22 protein-coding genes, 1 tRNA gene and 1 riboswitch are annotated in these 20756 nt (G+C 72.9%); of the genes, 13 read left to right on the top strand and 10 right to left on the bottom strand.

The window, feature by feature from the left end:
• Positions 1–57: 57 nt before the first annotated feature.
• The 11 genes from FSY66_RS06730 to ribH all read left to right on the top strand — a co-directional run bounded on the left by FSY66_RS06730 (position 58) and on the right by ribH (position 10030).
• A tRNA-Val gene (locus tag FSY66_RS06730) sits at positions 58–129 on the top strand.
• 141 nt (positions 130–270) lie between these two features.
• Positions 271–1113, top strand: coding sequence for a cytochrome (locus FSY66_RS06725; protein ID WP_144792633.1), 843 nt, complete (start codon positions 271–273; stop codon positions 1111–1113).
• 47 nt (positions 1114–1160) lie between these two features.
• Positions 1161–1709, top strand: coding sequence for a peptide deformylase (gene def, locus FSY66_RS06720; RefSeq protein ID WP_144792630.1), 549 nt, complete (start codon positions 1161–1163; stop codon positions 1707–1709).
• A gap of 9 nt (positions 1710–1718) precedes the next feature.
• The gene (locus FSY66_RS06715; RefSeq protein ID WP_144792627.1) at positions 1719–2660 is read left to right on the top strand and encodes a methionyl-tRNA formyltransferase; all 942 of its coding nucleotides are present in this window, start codon (positions 1719–1721) and stop codon (positions 2658–2660) included.
• Complete coding sequence (locus tag FSY66_RS06710) at positions 2657–4258, top strand: RsmB/NOP family class I SAM-dependent RNA methyltransferase (protein WP_144792624.1); 1602 nt, start codon at positions 2657–2659, stop codon at positions 4256–4258. Before FSY66_RS06715 ends, FSY66_RS06710 begins: the two co-directional genes overlap by 4 nt.
• Positions 4259–4290: 32 nt before the next feature.
• On the top strand, positions 4291–4956 hold the full coding sequence (gene rpe / locus FSY66_RS06705; RefSeq protein ID WP_144792621.1) for a ribulose-phosphate 3-epimerase: 666 nt from the start codon (positions 4291–4293) through the stop codon (positions 4954–4956).
• A 48-nt stretch (positions 4957–5004) separates the two neighbouring features.
• Positions 5005–5182, top strand: a riboswitch (FMN riboswitch).
• 193 nt (positions 5183–5375) lie between these two features.
• Positions 5376–6167, top strand: a complete 792-nt coding sequence (gene pnuC, locus FSY66_RS06700) for a nicotinamide riboside transporter PnuC (RefSeq protein ID WP_144792618.1) — start codon at positions 5376–5378, stop codon at positions 6165–6167.
• Positions 6164–7240, top strand: a complete 1077-nt coding sequence (gene ribD / locus FSY66_RS06695) for a bifunctional diaminohydroxyphosphoribosylaminopyrimidine deaminase/5-amino-6-(5-phosphoribosylamino)uracil reductase RibD (protein ID WP_260853546.1) — start codon at positions 6164–6166, stop codon at positions 7238–7240. The genes pnuC and ribD overlap by 4 nt, the downstream gene beginning before the upstream one ends.
• Positions 7241–7326: 86 nt before the next feature.
• On the top strand, positions 7327–8733 hold the full coding sequence (gene ribB / locus FSY66_RS12570; protein ID WP_186304482.1) for a 3,4-dihydroxy-2-butanone-4-phosphate synthase: 1407 nt from the start codon (positions 7327–7329) through the stop codon (positions 8731–8733).
• A complete protein-coding gene (locus FSY66_RS12565; RefSeq protein ID WP_186304481.1) occupies positions 8730–9458 on the top strand; it encodes a GTP cyclohydrolase II in 729 nt (242 codons plus the stop codon). The genes ribB and FSY66_RS12565 overlap by 4 nt, the downstream gene beginning before the upstream one ends.
• A gap of 92 nt (positions 9459–9550) precedes the next feature.
• The gene (gene ribH, locus FSY66_RS06685; protein ID WP_144792614.1) at positions 9551–10030 is read left to right on the top strand and encodes a 6,7-dimethyl-8-ribityllumazine synthase; all 480 of its coding nucleotides are present in this window, start codon (positions 9551–9553) and stop codon (positions 10028–10030) included.
• Between the two features lie 135 nt (positions 10031–10165).
• Here the strand turns inward: ribH and FSY66_RS06680 are convergent, their stop codons facing one another.
• From FSY66_RS06680 to ctaE, 5 genes are all read right to left on the bottom strand, one after another.
• Positions 10166–10705, bottom strand: coding sequence for a GNAT family N-acetyltransferase (locus FSY66_RS06680; RefSeq protein WP_144792609.1), 540 nt, complete (start codon positions 10703–10705; stop codon positions 10166–10168).
• A gap of 375 nt (positions 10706–11080) precedes the next feature.
• Positions 11081–12778, bottom strand: coding sequence for a cytochrome bc1 complex cytochrome b subunit (qcrB, locus tag FSY66_RS06675; protein ID WP_186304480.1), 1698 nt, complete (start codon positions 12776–12778; stop codon positions 11081–11083).
• Positions 12778–13881 (bottom strand): cytochrome bc1 complex Rieske iron-sulfur subunit, encoded by a 1104-nt coding sequence (gene qcrA / locus FSY66_RS06670; RefSeq protein WP_260853544.1) that lies wholly within the window; start codon positions 13879–13881, stop codon positions 12778–12780. The genes qcrB and qcrA overlap by 1 nt, the downstream gene beginning before the upstream one ends.
• Before the next feature lie 82 nt (positions 13882–13963).
• Entirely contained in the window at positions 13964–14752 is a 789-nt protein-coding gene (gene qcrC / locus FSY66_RS06665; RefSeq protein ID WP_144792603.1) for a cytochrome bc1 complex diheme cytochrome c subunit, read from the bottom strand.
• Between the two features lie 67 nt (positions 14753–14819).
• Positions 14820–15455: an aa3-type cytochrome oxidase subunit III gene (gene ctaE, locus FSY66_RS06660; protein WP_144792600.1), complete on the bottom strand. Its 636-nt coding sequence runs from the start codon at positions 15453–15455 to the stop codon at positions 14820–14822.
• A 171-nt stretch (positions 15456–15626) separates the two neighbouring features.
• On the opposite strand from ctaE, the gene trpD reads away from it, so the two are divergent.
• Positions 15627–16697 (top strand): anthranilate phosphoribosyltransferase, encoded by a 1071-nt coding sequence (trpD, locus tag FSY66_RS06655; RefSeq protein ID WP_144792597.1) that lies wholly within the window; start codon positions 15627–15629, stop codon positions 16695–16697.
• A 111-nt stretch (positions 16698–16808) separates the two neighbouring features.
• Here trpD and FSY66_RS06650 read toward each other — a convergent pair whose 3' ends face one another.
• Together FSY66_RS06650 and FSY66_RS06645 are read right to left on the bottom strand one after the other, a co-directional pair.
• Positions 16809–17087 carry an Lrp/AsnC family transcriptional regulator gene (locus FSY66_RS06650; protein WP_144792594.1) on the bottom strand — a complete coding sequence of 93 codons (279 nt, stop codon included), beginning with the start codon at positions 17085–17087 and terminating at the stop codon, positions 16809–16811.
• Positions 17088–17217: 130 nt separating this feature from the next.
• Positions 17218–17619 carry a DUF3054 domain-containing protein gene (locus FSY66_RS06645; protein WP_144792591.1) on the bottom strand — a complete coding sequence of 134 codons (402 nt, stop codon included), beginning with the start codon at positions 17617–17619 and terminating at the stop codon, positions 17218–17220.
• Between the two features lie 164 nt (positions 17620–17783).
• Between FSY66_RS06645 and tpx the strand changes: the two genes are divergently transcribed.
• Positions 17784–18278, top strand: a complete 495-nt coding sequence (tpx, locus tag FSY66_RS06640) for a thiol peroxidase (protein ID WP_144792588.1) — start codon at positions 17784–17786, stop codon at positions 18276–18278.
• Between the two features lie 210 nt (positions 18279–18488).
• Here tpx and FSY66_RS06635 read toward each other — a convergent pair whose 3' ends face one another.
• The 3 genes from FSY66_RS06635 to FSY66_RS06625 all read right to left on the bottom strand — a co-directional run.
• Complete coding sequence (locus tag FSY66_RS06635; protein ID WP_260853542.1) at positions 18489–19958, bottom strand: MFS transporter; 1470 nt, start codon at positions 19956–19958, stop codon at positions 18489–18491.
• Between the two features lie 98 nt (positions 19959–20056).
• A complete protein-coding gene (arfB, locus tag FSY66_RS06630) occupies positions 20057–20503 on the bottom strand; it encodes an alternative ribosome rescue aminoacyl-tRNA hydrolase ArfB (RefSeq protein ID WP_144792583.1) in 447 nt (148 codons plus the stop codon).
• Positions 20504–20636: 133 nt separating this feature from the next.
• A partial coding sequence (locus FSY66_RS06625) for an S-layer homology domain-containing protein (RefSeq protein WP_144792580.1) occupies positions 20637–20756 on the bottom strand: 120 nt, incomplete at its 5' end.

Below are 20756 nucleotides of genomic sequence, written 5' to 3'. Positions count from 1 at the left end.
CGGGCGCCTCGATTGGCGAGCGGGGCGAGAGGTGCGCTATGGTGTTCAGGTCGAAAGGCGCGATTAGCGCAGCGGTAGCGCGCTTCGTTCACACCGAAGAGGTCACTGGTTCGATCCCAGTATCGCGCACGTCCGATCGGCCAGAAGGCCCCGTCCGGTTCCACCGGCCGGGGCCTTCTGCATGGGAGCCGTCCCCGCCGGCACAGCGCGGCCCAGGGCCGCAGCGCGGCGCCGCGATCACCGGCACAGAGTCCAGGATGGAGAGTCCGCATGACCCAGCCCCGACTGGCGCAGCAGACCGAGCACGGGCGGATGTACGCCCGGAGGGAGTCCGGGCAGGTGGAGGTCCCCTCCATCACCACCGTGCTGGGCTGCGCGGCCCTGGACCTGGGCGGGTGGCACGGCTGGTCCGCCGCCCAGGCCGTGATCACGGATGATCGCCTGCCCGGGGCCGTCGGATCCGCCTCCCGTCTGCGCCAGATCGCTCGCGATGCCGCAGGCGCGGCCGAGCGCCACCGGGACGCGGCCGCGCTGCGCGGGGACCGCGTCCACGACTACGCGGAGCAGACCGCCCTGCGGGCCATGGGACGCGAGTCCCGGGTCGACGAGGCCCGGGAGATCCTGGTCTCCCACGGCGAGGGCGCCTACGCCCAGCGCTTCGACGAGTGGTGGCAGCTCTACCGGCCCGAGCCGCTGGCCGCGGAGATCACCGTCTGGAACGCGACGGTCGGCTACGCGGGGACCCTCGATCTGGTCGCCCGCATCGGCGGGAGGATCTGCCTCATCGACTACAAGACCAAGGGCACCGACCGGAACGGGCACGTCAAGCAGATGGATCCCAAGGTCGTGACCCAGCTCGTGGCCGGGCTCAAGGCCGAGGAGCAGCTCGTCGATGCCCAGGCCGGGACCTGGGAGCCCTGGAAGTACGGCGCCGCCGACCTCCTGCTCGGAGTGGCGGTGGGGGAGACCGAGGTCTCCGCCCAGCAGGCCGTCCCCGAGGTCCTCGAGGCGCACTGGCATCGGTTCTGCTCCCTGCGCCGGGTCTGGGGCCACCAGGCCCGCCTGGACGCGGGCCCCGCGCAGCTGCGTCCCGTGCCGCCGCCTCCGGCCTGAGCCCCGGCCTAGAATCTCCCTCGTTGTCCCGCCCCAGGAGGAGCCCCATGACCGTCCGCCCGATCCGAACGATCGGCGATCCGATCCTGCGCTCGGCGGCCGACCCGGTCCGCCGCTTCGACGCGGAGCTGCTCACGCTGGTCGACGACATGTTCGAGACGATGCGCGATGTCGACGGGGTCGGGCTGGCCGCCCCGCAGATCGGGGTGGGCCTGCAGGTCTTCGTCTACGACGTCGAGGGGGACTCCGGGGTCTTCGTGAATCCGGAGCTCGAGCTGGGGGACGAGGAGCAGGAGGGCGGCGAGGGGTGTCTCTCGGTGCCCGGGCTCGGCTTCGACACCCCGCGCCGCAGCCGGGCGCGGGTGCGCGGCCTGGACGAGCACGGACAGGCCCGGGAGCTCGAGGCGGAGGGCCTGCTGGCGCGGTGCCTCCAGCACGAGCACGATCACCTGCAGGGCGTGCTCTACGTGAACCGGCTGGAGGGGCAGGCCCGCCGGGAGGCGTGGCGGCGGATCCGCGCGGGCGACTACGCCCGCACCGTGGCCGAGGTCCGCGACAAGCGTGCGGGCTCGCTCGGTTCGAGCTTCGGAGGCTGAGGAGGAGCCGTGAGGATCATCTACGCAGGAACCCCCGAGCCGGCCGTCGCCCCGCTGCGGCTGCTGGCCGCCGCGGACGGGATCGAGATCGCCGCCGTGCTGACCCGCACCGACGCCCTGGTGGGGCGCAAGAGGGTGCTGACCCCGTCGCCCGTGGCCGCTGCCGCGCTCGAGCTCGGCCTGCCGGTCCTCAAGGCCAACCGCGTGGATGAGGAGATCGTCGAGCGCATCCGCGGGACCGGCGCTCAGGCCGGGGCCATCGTGGCCTACGGCGCGCTGCTGAAGCGCCCCGCGCTCGAGGCGCTGCCCCTGGGCTGGGTCAACCTGCACTTCTCCCTGCTGCCGCAGCGGCGGGGGGCCGCACCGGTCCAGCACGGGCTGATCCACGGCGACGCCGAGCTCGGGGCCACGGCCTTCCTGCTCGACGAGGGCATGGACACCGGCCCGGTGCTGGCCACCTCCCGCACGCGGCTGCGCGACGACGACGTGGCCGGCACGCTGCTGCAGCGGATGTCGCACGAGACCGCGCCGCTGCTGGTGGAGGCCCTGCAGCGCCTCGAGCGCGGCGAGCGGCCGAGCCCGCAGGAGGGCGAGCCCACGACGGCGCCCAAGCTGACGACCGCGGACAGCCGGATCGACTGGACGCGCTCCGCCGCCGAGGTCGCCCGGCTCGTGCGCGGCACCATCCCGGAGCCCGGGCCCTGGACCGAGCTGGACGGGCAGCGCTTCAAGCTCGTGGACCGGGTGGTCGAGGTCCCCGGGGCCGAGGACCTGGCTCCCGGGGAGGCCCGCGTCCGCGACGGCAGGGTCCTGGTCGGCACGGCGACGCATGCCGTCGAGCTGCTGCGGGTCCAGCCCGCGGGCAAGCAGGCCATGGCCGCCGGCGACTGGGCCCGCGGCCGGCTCGGCTCCTCCCGCGGCGACGACACGACGAGGACGGTGTTCGCATGAGCCCGGCGGACGACGCACGCGGGCAGGGCCGAGGCGGCCGAGGCCGCTCGGGCGGGCGCCCGGACGGGGACCGCCGCGACCGCGCCGGGCGCCAGCGCCACCGCCGCTCGCTCGAGCAGCGCTCCTACTCGTCCTCGGCCCCGTCCCGGCGCACCCGCGGGGCGGACCCTGCGCGCCTGGCGGCGTTCCGGACCCTGCGCGAGGTCTCCGGGGAGGACGCCTACGGCAACCTCGTGCTGCCCCGGCAGATCCGGGAGCAGCGCCTGGACCGCCGCGATGCCGGATTCGCGACCGAGCTGGCCTACGGGGCCCTGCGCCATCAGGGCACGTGGGATGCGGTCCTCGCCCGGTGCGTGGACCGTCCGCTCGAGCGGCTCGACGCGCCGGTGGTCGATGTCCTGCGCCTGGGCGCCCATCAGATCCTGGCCATGCGCGTGCCCGTGCACGCCGCGATCGATCAGACCGTCGGGCTCACGCGCGCGGAGATCGGCGCCGGGCCCTCGGGGCTGGTCAATGCGGTGCTGCGCAAGGTCGCCGCTCGCCCGCTCGAGGAGTGGATCGAGCAGCTCAGCGAGGGCTCCTCCCGGGAGCGGCGCCTGGGCATCGCCCACGCCCACCCCGAATGGATCGTGCGGGCCATGGGTCAGGCGCTGAGCGCCCACGGCCGCTCGCCCGCCGAGATCGAGGCCCTGCTGGAGGCCGACAACGCGCCCGCCTCGGTGCACCTGACGGCACTGCCGGGTCTCGGGGCCATCGAGGAGGAGCTCGACGGGGGTGCCGAGCCCGGCCCCCTGACCCCGGATTCCGCGATCAGCGCGGGCGGGGACCTGCGCCGCAGCGCGGGGGTGCGCTCCGGCGGCATCCGCGTCCAGGACTCCGGCTCCCAGCTCGTGGCCCGCACCCTCGCCGCCGCCCGCCCGGTGGTCCCGGGGGAGCACTGGCTCGACCTGTGCGCCGGACCCGGAGGCAAGGCCGCGCTGCTGGCCGCGCTCGCGGATCGGCACGGCGCGACCCTGCTGGCCAATGAGGTCTCCGAGCACAGGGCCCGCCTGGTGGACGACGCCCTGGCGGCGCTGCCCGAGAGGGCCTGGCAGATCCGCTGGGGCGACGGCCGCGAGATCGCCTCGGTCCTGGCGGAGCCGGACCACTACGTCGCCGCCGAAGGATTCGACCGCATCCTGGTGGACGCCCCCTGCACCGGGCTGGGCGCCCTCCGCCGCCGGCCGGAGGCACGATGGCGGCGCAGGCCCTCGGACCTCGCCGATCTGACCCTGCTGCAGGCGCAGCTGCTGCCCGCCGCCGCCGACGCCCTGCGCCCGGGCGGCCTCCTGCTCTACGCCACCTGCTCGCCGCACGCGGCCGAGACGATCGCGGCCGTCGACGACCTCCTCCGGGCCCGCCCCGATCTCCGGCTGATCGACGCGGCGCAGCCCGCGCGGGATGCGGCGCTGCCCGGGGCCCTCGACGGCGCCGCGGACCCGTCGACCCCGCACCCGGGCGGGCCGAACGTCGAGGACGGCGCGCGCACGGTCCAGCTGTGGCCGCACGTGCATGGAACGGACGGCATGTTCATGGCCCTGTTCGAGAAGACCCCATAGGGTCGGAGCACACCGTGCGATCTGGAGGAACCATGTCCCGCTGCTGCATCCATCCGTCCGTGCTCTCGGCCGACTTCGCCAATCTGGAGTCGGAGCTGCAGCGCATCTCGAGCGCGGACGCCGCGCACATCGACGTCATGGACAACCGCTTCGTGCCCAATCTGACCCTGGGGCTGCCGGTGGTCGAGCGGATGCAGGCCGTCTCGCCGGTGCCGCTGGATCTGCACCTGATGATCGAGGACGCGGACCGCTGGGCCCCCGGCTACGCCGAGGCCGGCTGCGCCTCCGTGACCTTCCACGCCGAGGCCGCGACCGCCCCGATCCGCCTGGCCCGCGAGCTGCGCTCGCTCGGCTCCCGGGCCGGGCTGGCCCTGCGCCCGGCCACCGCAGTGGAGCCGTACCTCGATCTGCTCACCGAGATCGACATGCTCCTGGTCATGACCGTGGAGCCCGGCTTCGGCGGCCAGAGCTTCCTGGACGTCACCCTGCCCAAGATCCGGCGCGCTGCCGAGGCGATCCGCGCCGGCGGCGGCGAGGTGGCCCTGCAGGTCGACGGCGGCGTGTCCCTGGAGACCATCGAGCGCGCGGCCGAGGCCGGCGCCGACGTGTTCGTGGCCGGCTCCGCCGTCTACGGCACCGACGATCCCGCGTCGGCCATCGCCGGGCTGCGGGAGGCGGCGCGCTCCGCCCAGGGCTGAGCCGTCCGGCGCCGTCGGCCGCGCGTGCCATAATCGGGGCCACGACACGATGTGCTCCGAGATCGGTGGAATTCCGAGCCGGCGGTGACAGCCCGCTAACCGGTGGCCGTCGTCGTCCGCACCGCTCGCCCCGGCATCGCCGGAGCCCGCGCCGGACGACAGCGTCCCCGGCCTGACTGGTGAGATTCCAGTGCCGACAGAACAGTCTGGACGGGAGGAGCACGGTCGATCGCGTCCGAGCCGCTGCGGCCGGGTCGCCTTCCGGGGCGCCCGCGTCGCGGTGCCCTCGTGCGCGCTCGGCCCTCGTCCTCCCGCCCGATCCCGGGCACCCGTGCCGAGCCGACCCCGCGGGGTCGGCTCGCACCGGACCGGGCGCCCGCCCGGCCCGTTCGGAGACAGAGGGCCCGGGAGGCGCGGCGGTGGAGATCTTCGAGTGGCTGTTCAGCGCTCAGCTGCGGGTGGGCGACGGCTTCGTGCTGTGGCGCGAGGTCCTGGGCAACGTATTCGGCCTGCTCTCCGCCCTGGGCGGGATGCGACGCAGGGTCTGGGCCTGGCCCGTCGGCATCCTCGGCAACGTGCTGCTCTTCACGGTCTTCATGGGCACCGTCTTCGGATCGCCGAACCCGGTCGATCTGCTGGGGCAGGCCGGACGGCAGGTCATGTTCATCATCGTGGCCGTCTACGGCTGGGTGCAGTGGCGACGGGCCCGCGGCGGCGACGGCATCGCGGTGACCCCCCGCTGGGCCTCCGGGCGCGAGCGGGCGCTGATCATCGCCGCGCTGGTCCTGGGCACCGCGGCCCTCACTCCCGTCTTCCGCGCTCTCGGCTCGTACGAGCCCGTGTGGGCCGACGCCTGGATCTTCGTGGGCTCGGTCGTGGCGACCTGGGGGATGGCCCGCGGCTGGACCGAGTTCTGGCTGGTCTGGGTGGCCGTCGACCTGGTGGGCGTCCCGCTGCTGATCTCCGCCGGGTACTGGGCCTCGGCCTTCATGTACCTCTTCTACGGCTGCTTCACGCTCACGGGCTTCTTCGTGTGGTGGCGCGTCCAGCGCCGCGAGCGCGCAGGGCACGACGACGGGGCCGCCGGGCGCTCGGAGGCGGTGGCCGTGGAGACCGCGTTCCCCGACGTCACGGTCCGGGTCGCGCCGTCCTCGGAATCCGGCCCCGAGGCCCCCGCGCGCACCGGCGCTCGGAGGAGCAGCGCGCGATGACAGAGTCCTCCGCCCCGTCGTCCGCCGGCTTCAGCGCCGCCGAGACCGCCGCGATGCACCGGGCCCTCGAGCTCGCCCTCGAGGGACCGCGCAGCGCCAACCCGCTCGTGGGGGCCGTCCTGCTCGGCTCCCGCGGCGAGATCCTGCACACCGGACGGCATCTGGGGGCCGGGACCCCGCATGCCGAGGCGGACCTGCTGCGACAGGCCCGGGCGGCGGGGACGCAGCTGGGGGACACCACGATCGTCGTGACCCTCGAGCCGTGCGATCACACCGGACGCACGGGCCCGTGCAGCCGGGCCATCCTGGAGGCGGGCATCCCGCGCGCGGTCTTCGCGGTCGAGGACACCCAGGCCGGGGCCGGGGGAGCGCAGCGGCTGCGGGCTGCCGGCGTCGAGGTCCGCTCGGGTCTGCTGGCCGAGCAGTCGCGCCTGCTCAACGAGCGATGGTCGCGGGCCGGCCGGGAGTCCCGCCCGTTCGTGACCGCCAAGATCGCCCAGTCGCTCGACGGCCGGATCGCCGCCGCCGACGGCACGAGCCGATGGATCACGGGTCCCGAGGCGCGCTCGCACGGGCACGGCCTGCGCGCTCGCGCCGATGCCATCGCGGTCGGAACCGGAACCGCCCTGGCGGACGATCCGCGGCTCACGGCCCGGACCGCGGACGGCCCGCTGCCCGCGGACCGCCAGCCGCTGCGCGCCGTGATCGGCCGCCGGCAGATCCCGGAGCAGGCGGCGATGCGCGGCGATGACGGGCGCTTCCTGCGGATCGCCGCGCATGACCCGCGCGAGGCCCTCGCGCGGCTGTGGGAGGGCGGGGCGCGGCATGTGCTGATCGAGGGCGGGGCCGGCCTGACCAGCGCCTTCCTGGCGGCCGATCTGGTGGACGAGCTCCTGGTCTACCAGGCCCCGCTCGTACTGGGCGGCGGCCGCCCCTCGATCGAGATCCCCGCCGTGCGCACGCTGAGCGACGCTCCGGCCTTCGAGCCGGATCCCGCCGACGGCGGCCCGGTGCGACGGCTCGGGGCCGATCTGCTCTGGCATCTCAGACCGCGTCCCGGCCCGTCGGGCTGACCGGCCCCGCCATCGGGGAGACAGGCCGCAGCGCACAGCACAGTCGAGGACGTCAGCGCCCCACGGGGCAGTTCGGAGAAGCAGACATGTTCACGGGGATCGTCGCGGAGCGCGGCACGATCGTGCAGATCGAGAGCGTCGAGGGCACGGAGATGCCCACGGTGGACGCCCTGACCGGGGCCGAGGCGACCGCCGCCGAGACCGCGCGGGACACCGGGTCGGTGCGCCTGCATCTGGAGGCCGGGGCCGTGCTCGAGGACCTGCCGACGGGCGGATCGCTGTCCGTCGACGGGGTCTGCCTCACGGCCACACCGCTGACCGGCGTCGATGCCGCGGCTACAGCCGCCGCCGGCGGCGGCGCCGGGAGGCACCGCTTCGTCGCCGATGTGATGGGCGAGACCCTCGCGCGCACGACCCTCGGCGGCCTGCGCGCAGGCAGCACCGTGAACCTGGAGCGCTGCACCCCGGCCGGCGGCAGGCTGGACGGGCACGTCGTCCAGGGCCACGTGGATGCGGTGGGCACCGTCCTCGAGCGCGTGGACCACGGCTCCTGGGAGACCCTGCGGATCGGCATCCCGGCTCAGATCGCGGGGCTGCTCGCGCAGAAGGGGGCCATCGCCGTCGACGGCGTGTCCCTGACGGTCACGGCGGTCAGCCCCGCCCCGCAGCAGACCGGGCGGGCGGCCCGCCTGGACCAGCACTGGTTCGAGATCGGGCTCATCCCCGCCACCCTGGCCGCGACCGGACTGGGGCAGAAGAGCCGCGGCGACCGGGTGAACCTCGAGACCGACGTCATGGCCAAGTACGCGGCGCGGCTCTCGTCGTTCCGGGTCGCACCGGCCTCGTGGTCGGACGCGGCCGCGGACCGGGACGAGATCGCCCTGGACACGGTCGAGGAGGCCGTGCGGCAGATCCGCAGCGGGGGCGCCGTGGTGGTCGTGGACGACGAGGACCGGGAGAACGAGGGCGACCTGGTCTTCGCGGCCGTGCATGCCACGCCCGAGCTCGTGGGCTTCACCGTGCGCTGGAGCTCGGGCGTGCTGTGCGTGCCGCTGACGGGGCAGCGGGCCGACGAGCTCGGCCTGCCGCCGATGACGGCCGTCAACGAGGACGCGAAGGGCACGGCCTACACCGTGACCTGCGATGCCCGCGACGTCGTGAGCACCGGGATCAGCGCGCAGGACCGGGCCACGACCGCCCGGGTGCTCGCCTCGCCGGCCTCGACCGCGGCCGATCTGACCCGTCCCGGCCACGTCCTGCCGCTGCGGGCGGCCGCCGGCGGCGTGCTCGAGCGCCGGGGGCACACCGAGGCCGCGGTCGATCTGTGCCGGCTGGCGGGTCTGCCGCAGGCCGGGGTCATCGCGGAGCTGGTCCACGACGACGGCTCGATGCAGCGCCTCCCGGATCTGCGCGGATTCGCCACGCGCCATCGCCTGCCGCTGATCAGCATCGACGACCTCGCCCGTCGCCTGCGCGCGGAGCCCTCCTCATGAGGCGCGATCCGCGCGGCTCCGGCGGGGCCGCCCGGCAGGACGGCCTGCGCGAGGTGCGCGCCGCCTCCGAGCCCGTCGTCATCCCGACGGCCGAGGGCCGGTTCTCGGTGCGGGCGTGGCAGATCCCCGATGCCGACGGCGCGACCGCCGGCGAGCACCTGAGCCTGACGGCCCTGCCGGACGGCTCCGCGGAGCAGGCGGCGGGCCCGGGCCCGGACGGCCGGGCGCCGCTCGTGCGGCTGCACTCGGAGTGCCTCACGGGCGACGTGTTCGGCTCCTACCGCTGCGACTGCGGCCCGCAGCTGCACCTGGGCCTCGAGCGGATCGCGGCCGAGGGCGGCACCCTGGTCTACCTGCGCCGCCACGAGGGCCGGGGGATCGGGCTCGTCAACAAGCTGCGCGCCTACCAGCTGCAGGACGGGGGAGCCGACACGGTCGAGGCGAACGAGCTGCTCGGGCTGCCCGCGGAGGCCCGCGACTGGGGCGCGGCCGCCACGATCCTGCGGGAGCTCGGCCTGGCGCGGATCCGGCTGCTGACCAACAACCCCGTCAAGGTCGCGCAGCTGCGCGCGCTCGGCGTCGAGGTCGACGAGATGGTGCCGCACGAGGTCCCCGCCCGGCCTGAGAACCACGACTACCTGGCCGCCAAGCGCGATCGGATGGATCATCGTCTGGAGCACGTCGACGACATCGCGGCTCGCGAGGCCCCGGGCGACGGCGGCTGAGCCCAGCACCCGCGGATCACGAGATCAGCGGACCCCCCCCCAACGACGCTGCGTCGCCTGCGAGGCGCGATCGCAGCAGGAGAGGACACATCATGAGCGGACACGGAGCACCGGCCCTGGCGGCCGCGGACCTGGACGGGTCGGGACTGGACGTGGTCATCGTGGCCTCGCGATGGCACGAGCAGATCATGGACGGGCTGCTCGGCGGCGCGCAGCGGGCCCTTGCGGAGGCCGGCGTGGAGCAGCCGCGGGTCGTCCGCGTGGCCGGGTCCTTCGAGCTGCCCGTGGCCGCCAGGAGGCTCGCGGGCACGGCCGATGCGATCATCGCCCTGGGCATCGTCATCCGCGGCGGCACGCCGCACTTCGACTACGTCTGCCAGGCCGCCACGATGGGCCTCACCGACGTCTCGACCGCTACCGGAGTCCCCGTCGGCTTCGGCGTCCTCACGACCGATGACGAGCAGCAGGGGATCGCGCGCGCCGGCCTCGAGGGCTCGCAGGAGGACAAGGGCTACGACGCCGCAGTGGCGGCGATCGATGCCGCCCTCGCGCTGCGCGGCCTCGGCGTCTGAGGCCGCGACCGGGGGCTTCGCAGGCCGCACGGCAGGAGCCCGGCATCGCGCAGTGCGATGCCGGGCTCCTGCGTCGTCGGGGCCGTCGCCGCCGCAGCCGTTCGGACCGGCGGCATGCGGCCGCTCGGCGCCGGCTCAGATCTCGTCGTCCTCCTCGGCGGCCTGCCAGCGGCTGAAGCCGAGGGTCAGGTACAGCGCCAGGGCGGGGGAGTTGTCCTCCGAGATCCGCAGGCTCAGCCGGTCGTAGCCGGAGGCCGCCAGCGACGACGCCGCCGAGCGCACCAGCTTCTCGCCCAGGCCCTGCCGCCGGTAGGACGCATGGGTGAACAGCTCGAAGAGATAGGGGTCCTCGGGCACGCCCTCCCCGGCGCGGCGCTCGACCACGAGGGCGGCGGCCACGATCGAGTCGTCCTCGTCGGTCACGACGGGGGAGGCCTCGGGCAGGACCCGGCCGTACTCGCCCTCGAACAGCTTGGTCAGGATCTCGCGGGCCTCCTCCGCCGACGCCACATCGACGGCATCGGAGGACGATGAGGCCTGGTAGGCCGCGGAGTAGAGATCGGCCAGCGCCGGCACATCGTCCGCGGAGGCCGGCCGGGTGCTGAGCAGGCTCTTGTCGGAGCGGGCGGGGGACAGGTCGGCAGTGCGTCCGATGAGGACGATCTTCCCAGTCATTCGGTGTCTCCAGATCGTGAGGCGGGACAGGTTCTGCGGCGCCCGCCCGCTCGGCGCGCCGAGCGGAAGGGGCCGACGGGCAGGATCGCTCGGGCAGGAGCGGAGGTCGCCGGGTCCGAAGGGACGGGGTCTGTGCGGGCGGATCCTGATGATCCCCAGCGGGGGCTCTCAGCGTACCCAATCGTCCGCCGCGTCCGGCGATGGCCGATCCTGGGGCGGTGACCATGACGGGTTGCCTGCCCCCCCCGCGGCTCCTCGGCCGCCCGCGGCAGTCGCCTGACGACCGGAGGGCCCGACGCCAGGAGCATCGACCGGGAGCGGAAGAGGCCCCCGACTCCGGGAGGGAGCCGGGGGCCTGGACAGCGGACCGTCAGGTCAGCTGCCGAGCTCGCGGGCGGAGGTGCTGCCTCCCGCGCCGATCGAGCCGAGGTCGTCCTGGTGCTCGTGGTGAGCGGACTCGAGCTCGGCCGGCGTCACCGGGGCGACGCGGTCCTCGTAGAAGAAGCTCGACAGGCGCGAGCGCAGCTTCTCCGCGCCCGTGACCTTGCCCTTGGCATTGCGGCGCGGGGCCTGGGGCGCGGGCGAGTCGAAGCTGACCAGCTCGTAGCGGTCGTACGCGCTCAGCGGCTCGTGCACCTCGATGAACTCGCCGTGCGGCAGCTGCTGGACGCGGCCGGTCTCGCGGCCGTGCAGGGCGATCTCGCGGTCCTTGCGCTGCAGCGACAGGCACAGGCGCTTGACGATGATGAACGCGAGGATCGGGCCCACGATCCACAGGGTGCGCAGGACGTAGATGACGTCGTTGAGCGACAGGTGGAAGTGGGTGGCGATGAGGTCGCCCGTGGCGGCCACCATCATCACGGTGTAGAACACGATCGCCGCGGCGCCGAGGCCCGAGCGGGTCGGGGCGTTGCGCGGGCGGTCCAGCAGGTGGTGCTCGCGGTCGTCGCCCGAGATCCAGCGCTCGAGGAACGGGTAGGCGAAGATCGCCCCGATCAGCAGGCCCATGATGATCAGCGGGATGAACACCGCCAGCGGGAGGGTGACCAGGCCGAAGAGGTTCCACTCCCAGTTCCAGGGCCAGGTGCCCGGGAAGAGGCGCAGCGCGCCGTCGCCGAAGAGGATGTACCAGTCGGGCTGGGTGCCGGCCTGCACGGGGGAGGGATCGTACGGCCCGTAGTTCCACAGGGCGTTGATCTGCACCATGCCGGCCAGCGCCGCGAGGATGCCGAAGACGATGAAGAAGAAGCCGCCGGCCTTGGCCGCGTAGACCGGGCCGATCGGGTAGCCGACCACGTTGTCCTCGGTGCGGCCCGGGCCCCGGTACTGGGTGTGCTTGTGGACCACGACCATGAACAGGTGGACCACGATCAGCGCCAGGATGACGCCCGGGATCAGGAACACGTGGAGGATGTACAGGCGCGGGATGACGACGTGGCCGGGGAACTCGCCGCCGAACAGCAGCATCGAGATGTAGGTGCCGATCACCGGGATGGACTTCGCCATGCCGTCGGCGATGCGCAGGCCGTTGCCCGAGAGCACGTCGTCCGGCAGGGAGTAGCCGGTGAAGCCGGCGGCCATGGCCATCACGAACAGCAGCGCGCCGACGACCCAGTTGAGCTCGCGCGGGCGGCGGAACGCGCCGGTGAAGAACACGCGGAGCATGTGCACGACGATCGCCACGACGAACAGCAGCGCCGACCAGTGGTGCAGCTGGCGCAGGAAGAGCCCGCCCGTGATGTCGAAGGAGATGTTCAGCGAGGAGGCGTAGGCGCCGGACATCTCGATGCCCTGCATGGGCACGTACGAGCCGGTGTACTCCGTCGAGACCATCGTGGGGTCGAACCACAGCGCCAGGAACGTGCCCGACAGCAGCAGGATGATGAAGGAGTAGAGCGCCACCTCGCCGAACATGAAGGACCAGTGGTCCGGGAAGATCTTGCGGCCGAACTCCTTGACGATGGGGGAGAGCCCCACGCGGGTGTCGGCGTAGTTGGCGATGCGCCCGACGCTCGTGTCGGCGCGGTACTCGTCGTGCTGAGGACGACGCATGTCAGTGGTCTGTGCAGACATCAGGCGTTCTCCTTCTCGTCCTCAAGCTGGTTCTTGTGCATGATGCGCTGCGAGTAGGCCGGGCCGACCGGCTCGTGGAAGTCGCTGCGGGCGACCAGGTAGCCCTCGGAGTCGACCGTGATGGGCAGCTGGGGCAGCGGGTGGGATGCCGGGCCGAAGATGACCTCGCACTCCTTCGTGAGGTCGAAGGTCGACTGGTGGCACGGGCACAGCAGGTGGTGCGTGTGCTGCTCGTAGAGCGCGACCGGGCAGCCGACGTGGGTGCAGACCTTCGAGTAGGCGAAGATGCCGTCGACGTTCCAGTCGGTGCGGTCCTCGGAGACGTCGACGTCGGCGGGGTCCAGGCGCATGACCAGGACCACGGCCTTGGCCTTCTCGTTGAGGTAGCCCTCGTCGTGCCCCATGCCCAGGAGGTTCTCCGGGAGCACGTGGTAGGTCGAGCCGAGCGTGATGTCGGAGGCCTTGATCGGTGTGCCGGAGGGGTCGCGGACCAGCCGGACGCCCTCGTCCCAGAGGGTGTGCTTCATGGGCTGGAGGTTCCAGGGCCCGAGGTCCTTGAGCAGCCCGACGAAGGGCAGGGGAGCCAGGACCATGGCGCCGATGAGGCTGTTGCGGATCAGCGGGCGGCGCTTGATGCCGGACTCGTCGACGATCGTGTCCATGATGTCGGCGGCCTCGGCGCGGTCGGCCTCGCTGCGGATCTCATGACGGCTCTCGGCGACCTCGTGATCGGGCATGAGCGTCCTGGCCCAGTGCACGATGCCGATGCCGATGCCGAGCATGCCCAGCGCGATCCCGCCGCCCAGCAGCAGGTTCTGCAGCCGCAGCTGGGACGTGGGCTCGGGGTTCATCACGTCGTAGAACTCGCCGTCGACGCGGATCCCGAAGTAGCCCACGAAGAACAGGATCGAGCCCAGGATCGACAGGACGAACAGCAGCACGACCTGGCGCTCGGCGCGCTTGGCGGCCTGCGGGCCGACGTCCGTGGTCCTGGGGCTGTGCGGGGGCATCCCCGGGTTCTCGAAGGTGCGGGGCGTGTCCGCGCCGCGGTCGAGCACGTTCCCCTTCTTGCCTTCGGGGAGGCCGTCACGATGGCTACCCATGTGGTCCCTCATTCTTTCTCGAAACGTGATGCTGGGCCCCGGCGGCGCTGAGGCCGCCGGGCCACGGCGTGCGGGTGGAGGATCAGGCCGACCTGGTGGTGAGCCAGACCGTGAAGCCGATGATGATCATCAGGCCGAGGGTCCAGATGAACAGGCCCTCGGAGACCGGGCCGAGCGAGCCGAGGCCGAAGCCGCCGGGGTCGGTGTTGGTCTCGATCGTCTTCAGGTAGGTGATGACGTCGCGCTTCTCCTCGGGGGTGATGTTCGCGTCGTTGAACACCGGCATGTTCTGCGGGCCCGTCTGCATGGCCTCGTAGATGTGGTTCTCCTCGACGCCCATGAGGGACGGGGCGAACTTGCCGCGGGTCAGCGCGCCGCCGGCGCCGGCGGCGTTGTGGCACATGGCGCAGTTGGCCAGGAAGACCTGGGCGCCGTTGGAGGCATCGCCCTGGGAGGTGTCGAGGTACTCGTCCTCGGGGACCGCGGGGCCGGCGCCGAGCGAGGCGACGTAGGCGGAGAGCTGGCGGGTCTGCTCGTCGTTGAACTGCTCCGGCTTCTGCTGGGCCTGCGGGCCCTGCATCTGCATCGGCATGCGGCCCGTGCCGACCTGGAAGTCGACGGCCGCTGCGCCCACGCCGACGAGCGAGGGGCCGGCGTCGGTGCCCTGGCCGTCCATGCCGTGGCAGGTGGAGCAGTTGGCGAGGAACAGGGCCTCGCCCTCGGTGACGTCCTCTGCGGTGTAGTCCTCCGCGGCCTGCGCCTGGTTCGAGGTGGTGGCGACTGCATAGAGACCACCGGTGAGCAGCAGGGCGCTCAGGAGCAGCGCCAGGATGGCGAGCGGATGGCGACGCTTTTGTGAGAGAGCCTTCACGTCAGGAGTCCTCGATTCGATGTGGTGCTGGGCTGGCGCAGGCGCCGGTCGGGGCGGCGGTGCCGGGTCACTGCAGGAAGTAGACGATCGCGAAGAGCGCGATCCACACGACGTCCACGAAGTGCCAGTAGTAGGACACGACGATCGCCGAGGTGGCCTCGTAGTGGCCGAAGCGCTTCGCCAGGAAGGCGCGGCCGATGATCACGAGGAAGGCCACGAGCCCGCCCGTCACGTGGATGGCGTGGAAGCCCGTGGTCAGGTAGAAGGCCGAGCCGTAGGCCGACGACGCGATGCTCAGGCCGTGCGAGTACAGGGTCGCGTACTCGAAGATCTGCACCGAGACGAAGAACGCCCCCATGATGAAGGTCAGGATGAACCATTCGACCATGCCCCACTTGGCCACGTTGAAGAGGCCGCCGGTGCGTCGGGGCTGGAGGCGCTCCGCGGCGAACACGCCGAACTGGCAGGTCACGGAGGACAGCACCAGCACGATCGTGTTGACGGTGGCCAGGGGGATGTTGAGCAGCGAGGTGCCCTCGTCCCAGACCTCCGGAACCGTGGCGCGCAGAGTGAAGTACATCGCGAACAGGCCGGCGAAGAACATGACTTCGGAGGCGAGCCACACGATGGTCCCCACTGCGGTGAGGTTCGGGCGGTTGATGACCGGGGCGGGCCTGGCTGGGGCATGGGTTGCAGTCGTCACGATCGACATTATGTCGCCAAACGGTTCTGCGAACCAACTGAGACACCCCGGGGAGAACCATGGATTCCGTTCCCTTCCGGGAAGGCCCGATCCGGCGGGCTCGAAGGGCCCGAGGCAGCCGTGCCGCGCTGTGCCGGGGATGCGGCGCCGCGCCGGGGATAGAGTCGGGCTGTGACTTCCGACAGCGACATCCACACGTCCGCCTCGGCGCCGCCGGACTGGCCCGAGATCACCACCGCCCTGATCGAGGGCCGAGATCTGAGCGCGGCCCAGGCATGGTCCGCCATGGACGCCGTCATGCAGGGCGACGTCCAGGACACCGTGCTGGCCGGCTTCCTGGTCGCGCTGCGGGCCAAGGGGGAGACCGTCGACGAGCTCAAGGGCCTGGCCGACGCGATGGTGGCCCACGCCCGCCCGCTGGACGTGCCCGGTCCGGCCGTGGACATCGTCGGGACCGGCGGCGACCGCCTGCGCTCGGTGAACATCTCCACGATGTCCGCCCTCGTGGCGGCGGGGGCAGGGGCCCGCGTGGTCAAGCACGGCAACCGCGCTTCGTCCTCGAAGTCGGGGTCGGCCGACTGCCTCGAGGCGCTGGGCGTGCAGCTGGACATGCCCGTGTCGATGGTCGAGTCCTGCGCCCGCGAGGTCGGCATCACCTTCTGCTTCGCCCAGACCTTCCACCCCTCCATGCGCTTCGCCGCCGCGGCGCGCAGGACCCTGGGCGTGGCCACCGCGTTCAACTTCCTGGGGCCGATCACGAACCCCGCCCTCGTCGAGGCCTCGGCGATCGGCGTGGCCGACCGCGCGCTGGCGCCGGTCATGGCCGGGGTCTTCCGCGACCGCGGGCACCGGGCCCTGGTCTTCCGCGGGGGCGACGGGCTCGACGAGCTCACGATCACCGAGGCCTCGGAGGTCTGGGAGGTCCGCGAGGGGGAGATCACCCGGCACGCGCTCGAGCCGCAGGACTACGGGATGCCGCGCGGCACGGTCGAGGACCTGCGGGGGCAGGACGCGCAGTACAACGCGGCCGTGGCCCGCCGCGTTCTCTCGGGAGACGACGGGCACGTGCGCAACACGGTCCTGCTGAACTCCGCTGCCGCGCTCATGGCCCTCGACGACGGGCCCGCCGCCGGCTCGTTCGAGGAGCGCATGGCCGGCGCCATCGCCCGAGCCGCCGAGTCGATCGACACCGGTGCGGCGCAGCAGGTGCTCGACCGCTGGGTGGCCCATACCCGGTCCTGAGCGGATCGGGCCCCGCTCGCGATCCCCGGGTGCCCGGCACAGGGCTCCGCGCGGAAGCGGGCCCCCTTCCGCGTCGGAAGGGGGCCCGCTGCGCTCCGGGTCGGTGGCCCGTCAGTCCATGCCCAGGGAGAACGCCTCCTCCAGATCGTGGCTGCTGTAGGTGCGGAAGGCGATCTGCGTGACCGTCTCCTGGATGCCGTGGACCTTCGAGAGGCGATCGGCGATCACGTCCGCGAGCTCCTCGTGGCGGCGCACGCGCACCAGGGCGATCAGATCCCATTCCCCGGTCACGGAGTAGACCTCGGAGACCCCGCGCAGATCGGAGATCTCCTGGGCGACCTCGGGGATGCGCTCCGGATCGGTGCTGATCATGACGATGGCGGTGAACATGGCTGCCTCCTGAGCGGACGGGGTGCTGACGGGGCGGATCGCGCCCGGCGCGTCCGCCGTCCACTGTAGCGATCCGACCCGCTCGCCCCGCCGGCCCGGCAGGGGTGGCGGGCCGCGCGGCCGGGGCGCCTCAGTCCCGCACGAGGGCCAGGGCGATCAGCCGCCAGCCCAGCAGGAACACGGCGAGCACGAGCGACGTGACCAGCAGGAAGGACAGCGGGGCGCCGTGCCCGGACGCGACCCGCAGCAGGGCGCCGACGACCACGGTCACGATCCAGATCAGCGCACCGGGCACCAGGGCCCGTCCGGGGCGGCGCAGCCAGGCCACGCCGAGCCAGCCCAGCGCGAGCCCGACGAGGAAGGGCCACGCAGGCTCGAAGAACGCCCACGGGTCCCCGCCGTGCGACGAGGTCCCGATCGCGGCGAAGACGCACACGAGGACGGCGTCCAGGGCGATCCAGAGGATCACGAAGGGCTGGATGCGTCGGGCGGGCTCGTCGCGGACTTCGACTTCAGGTACAGGTCCAGTCATTTTCTCTCGACTCTCAGGCGAAACTTGAATCGTGGGCGGGGAATGCCCGTACCCGTCATCGGGCACCGGTGCCCCCATCATCGCCCACGGGCGCAGCGGGAGCGAGTCCGGCCCTTGAGCCCCGTCACTGCTCCGGGACGGCTCGGCGCGCTAGGGTCGGCACCATGGACACCGCATTCAAGGCAGAACCCGTCCGCACCGTCGACGAGCTCCCCAGGGCCGCCGAGGCGGCTCCCGACTTCGATCTCGTGGGCTCCGATCTGGGATCCGTGCGGGCCTCGGACTTCAGCGGCCGGCGCGTCGTGCTGAACATCTTCCCGAGCGTCGACACCGGGACGTGCGCAGCCTCGGTGCGCCGGTTCAACGAGCTCGCGGCCGGCTTCGAGAACACCGCCGTCGTCTGCGTCTCGAAGGACCTGCCGTTCGCGCAGGAGCGCTTCTGCGGTGCCGAGGGCATCGAAGGCGTCACGATGGCCTCCGCGTTCCGCTCGAGCTTCGGCGAGGATTACGGAGTCACCATGGCCGACGGCCCGCTGGCCGGCCTGCTCGCGCGCAGCGTCGTGGTGATCGATCCCGAGGGCAGCGTGGTCTACACGCAGCTCGTCGACGAGATCGCCAACGAGCCGGACTACCAGGCCGTCGTCAGCGTCCTGTCCTGAGGATCGCGGGCCCTCTACCCCCCCCCGGCCGCCGGGTCAGGCGGTCGCCGGCGCGGCGCGGGGCCCCTCCGGGCATCGGAGGCCGGCGGCCGCATCCTGCATGCGGCCGTCGGCCTCCGTCCACGTCCGAGCGCCGATGATGTCGGGCCCCCGCCCGTCTGCGGACCCGGCGCCGGCGACGCCTGCGGACCGGGCGCGGCGATGAAGGCCTCAGTCCTCGACCGCCCTCCGCCCGCCCACGCGTCCGCCGGCGGGGGAGCTGAACGCGTCGACGAGCGCGACGATCAGGGCCAGGGCCACGATCGTGCCGATGATGAGGTAGGCCGCGTCGGCCGCCTGATCGGCTCCGCGCGGGAGCAGGAGGAAGTAGACGCCCATGACGCCGGCGGAGCCCACGGCCGTGCCGATGCGCTGGCCCGTCTGCATGATGGCCGCCGCCGTGCCGCCCTCGGCCACCGGGACCTCCCGGAGGGTGAGCGTCTGATTGGGGCTGGTGACCATGCCGGCACCGAAGCCGATCGGGGCCATGACGACGCTGAGCAGCCACACCGGTGCGGCCCCCGAGACGATCTGCGGGGTGCTGAGGATCGTGGCGCCGAGGCCGTACAGGACGACGACCAGGCCGGTGACCACCGTCCAGCGCCCGATCCGCGTCACGAGCCGCCCTCCCAGCTGCGCGGCCAGTGCGCTGAGGATCGCGCCGGGCAGGGCCAGGAGCCCCGCGACCAGCGCCGATTCGCCCAGGCCCTGCTGCACCAGCTGCGCCTGGATGACCCAGATGGTGGTCCCCCCGGTGAAGTAGACGGCGATCATCAGGGTGCCGAGCGTGTAGCTGCGGGTGCGGAACAGCCGCAGGTCGACCATCGGCGCCCTGCCCCGGGCCTGGTAGCGGCGCTCCCACCCGACCCAGGCCGCGACGAGCAGCGCTCCGACGGGCAGCAGCCACCAGGCGGCGGGCTCCTGCTCCGCGATCATGAACGGCAGCATGATCGTCAGCACGGCCAGGCCCAGCAGGACCGCGCCCACCGGGTCGAGGTCGTGCGAGCGGTGGTCCTCGGCCGATCGGCTCCTGCGCAGGTCGAGCCAGCGCAGCGACAGCAGGAGGATGAGCGCCCCCAGCGGCACATTGACGCCGATCGTGGCGCGCCAGCCGATCCCGGAGGGCAGCAGCCCGATCAGCAGGCCGCCGATGACCGGGCCGATCGCCACCGCCATGCCGACGATCCCGCCGAACAGGCCGAAGGCCCACGCTCGCTCCCTGCCGCGGTAGTGCTGCTGGATCAGCCCGGAGACCTGGGGATTGATGAGCCCCGAGCCGATGCCCATGACGACGCGGGCGAGGTTGAGGACCAGGGCCGAGGGCGCCAGGGCCGCCGCCAGGGAGGCGAGGCAGAACAGCGCCATCCCGGCCACGAAGATCCGCTCGCGCCCGAAGAGGTCGCCGGCGCGCCCGGCGGCCACCAGGACCACGCCGAAGGACAGCGCGTAGCCGGAGAGCACCCACTGCAGGTCGGTGGAGGTGGCATCGAGATCGCTCTGGATCGCCGGCAGCGCCACGTTGATGATGCTGACGGCCACGAGCGACATGAACAGCGAGGACAGCAGCACCGCGAGGATGCGGGAGCGGCGGGGATCGACGGCGGGTGACGAGGGCGCTGCGGGCGAGACGGGATCGGGCACCCGAGGGATGCTACTCCTCGCCTCGGCGGAGGCGGGCGGCCCGCCGCGGCCGCGGGGCATGCCCCGTGCTGCCCGGAAAGGGGGGGCACCCGAGCCGCTCAGGCGTCCGGGCCGGGCTGCTTCCGGGCGGCCTTGATCCCCGAGCGGACCTTCTTGGCCCTGAGCCGCCGTCGCTGGGAGCCGCGCGTGGGCTTCGTCGGCCTGCGCTGCGGAGCCGGGGGCGCCAGCGCCTCCCTGAGCAGCTCCGCCATGCGCTGCCGGGCGGCCTTCCGATTGCGCAGCTGGGAGCGGTGCTCGGAGGCCTCGACCGCCAGCTCGCTCCCACGGAGCCGGGAGCGCAGCGACGCCATGGCGCGTCGGCGCTGGTCGTCGGTCAGGGCCGTGCAGGAGGCGAGGTCCAGCCGCAGCCGGACCCGGGTGTCGGTCGTGTTCACCGACTGGCCCCCGGGGCCCGAGGACCGCGTGAACCGCTCGTCGAGCTCGGCGGCGGGGACGACGAGACCCCGGGGGATGCCGGGGCCCGGGGGGATCCTGAGATCCTCCATGCGGCCACCGTCCTTCCCTCGGGGTCTCGCGTCCAGGTCGATGATCGGCCTGCTCAGCCGATCCCGCCGAGCGGCCCTCGATGCCGGCTCGTCCTCCCACTCCACCGGCCGGGCCGATCAGTGCCCGGGATCATCAGTGCTCGAGACGATAGAGGAATGCGGCCATGGCGTCGCGGTGGGTCTGGTGCATCGGGCGGAAGGTGCCGTCGGGCCAGCCGGTGGTGATGCCCTGGGCTCGGGCCCAGTGGATCTC

Source organism: Kocuria palustris, assembly GCF_007666205.1.
In the GTDB taxonomy this organism is placed as follows: domain Bacteria; phylum Actinomycetota; class Actinomycetes; order Actinomycetales; family Micrococcaceae; genus Kocuria; species Kocuria palustris_A.
The sequence above is the reverse complement of the archived record's forward strand: the minus strand, read 5'-3'. Positions and strand labels throughout refer to the sequence as shown.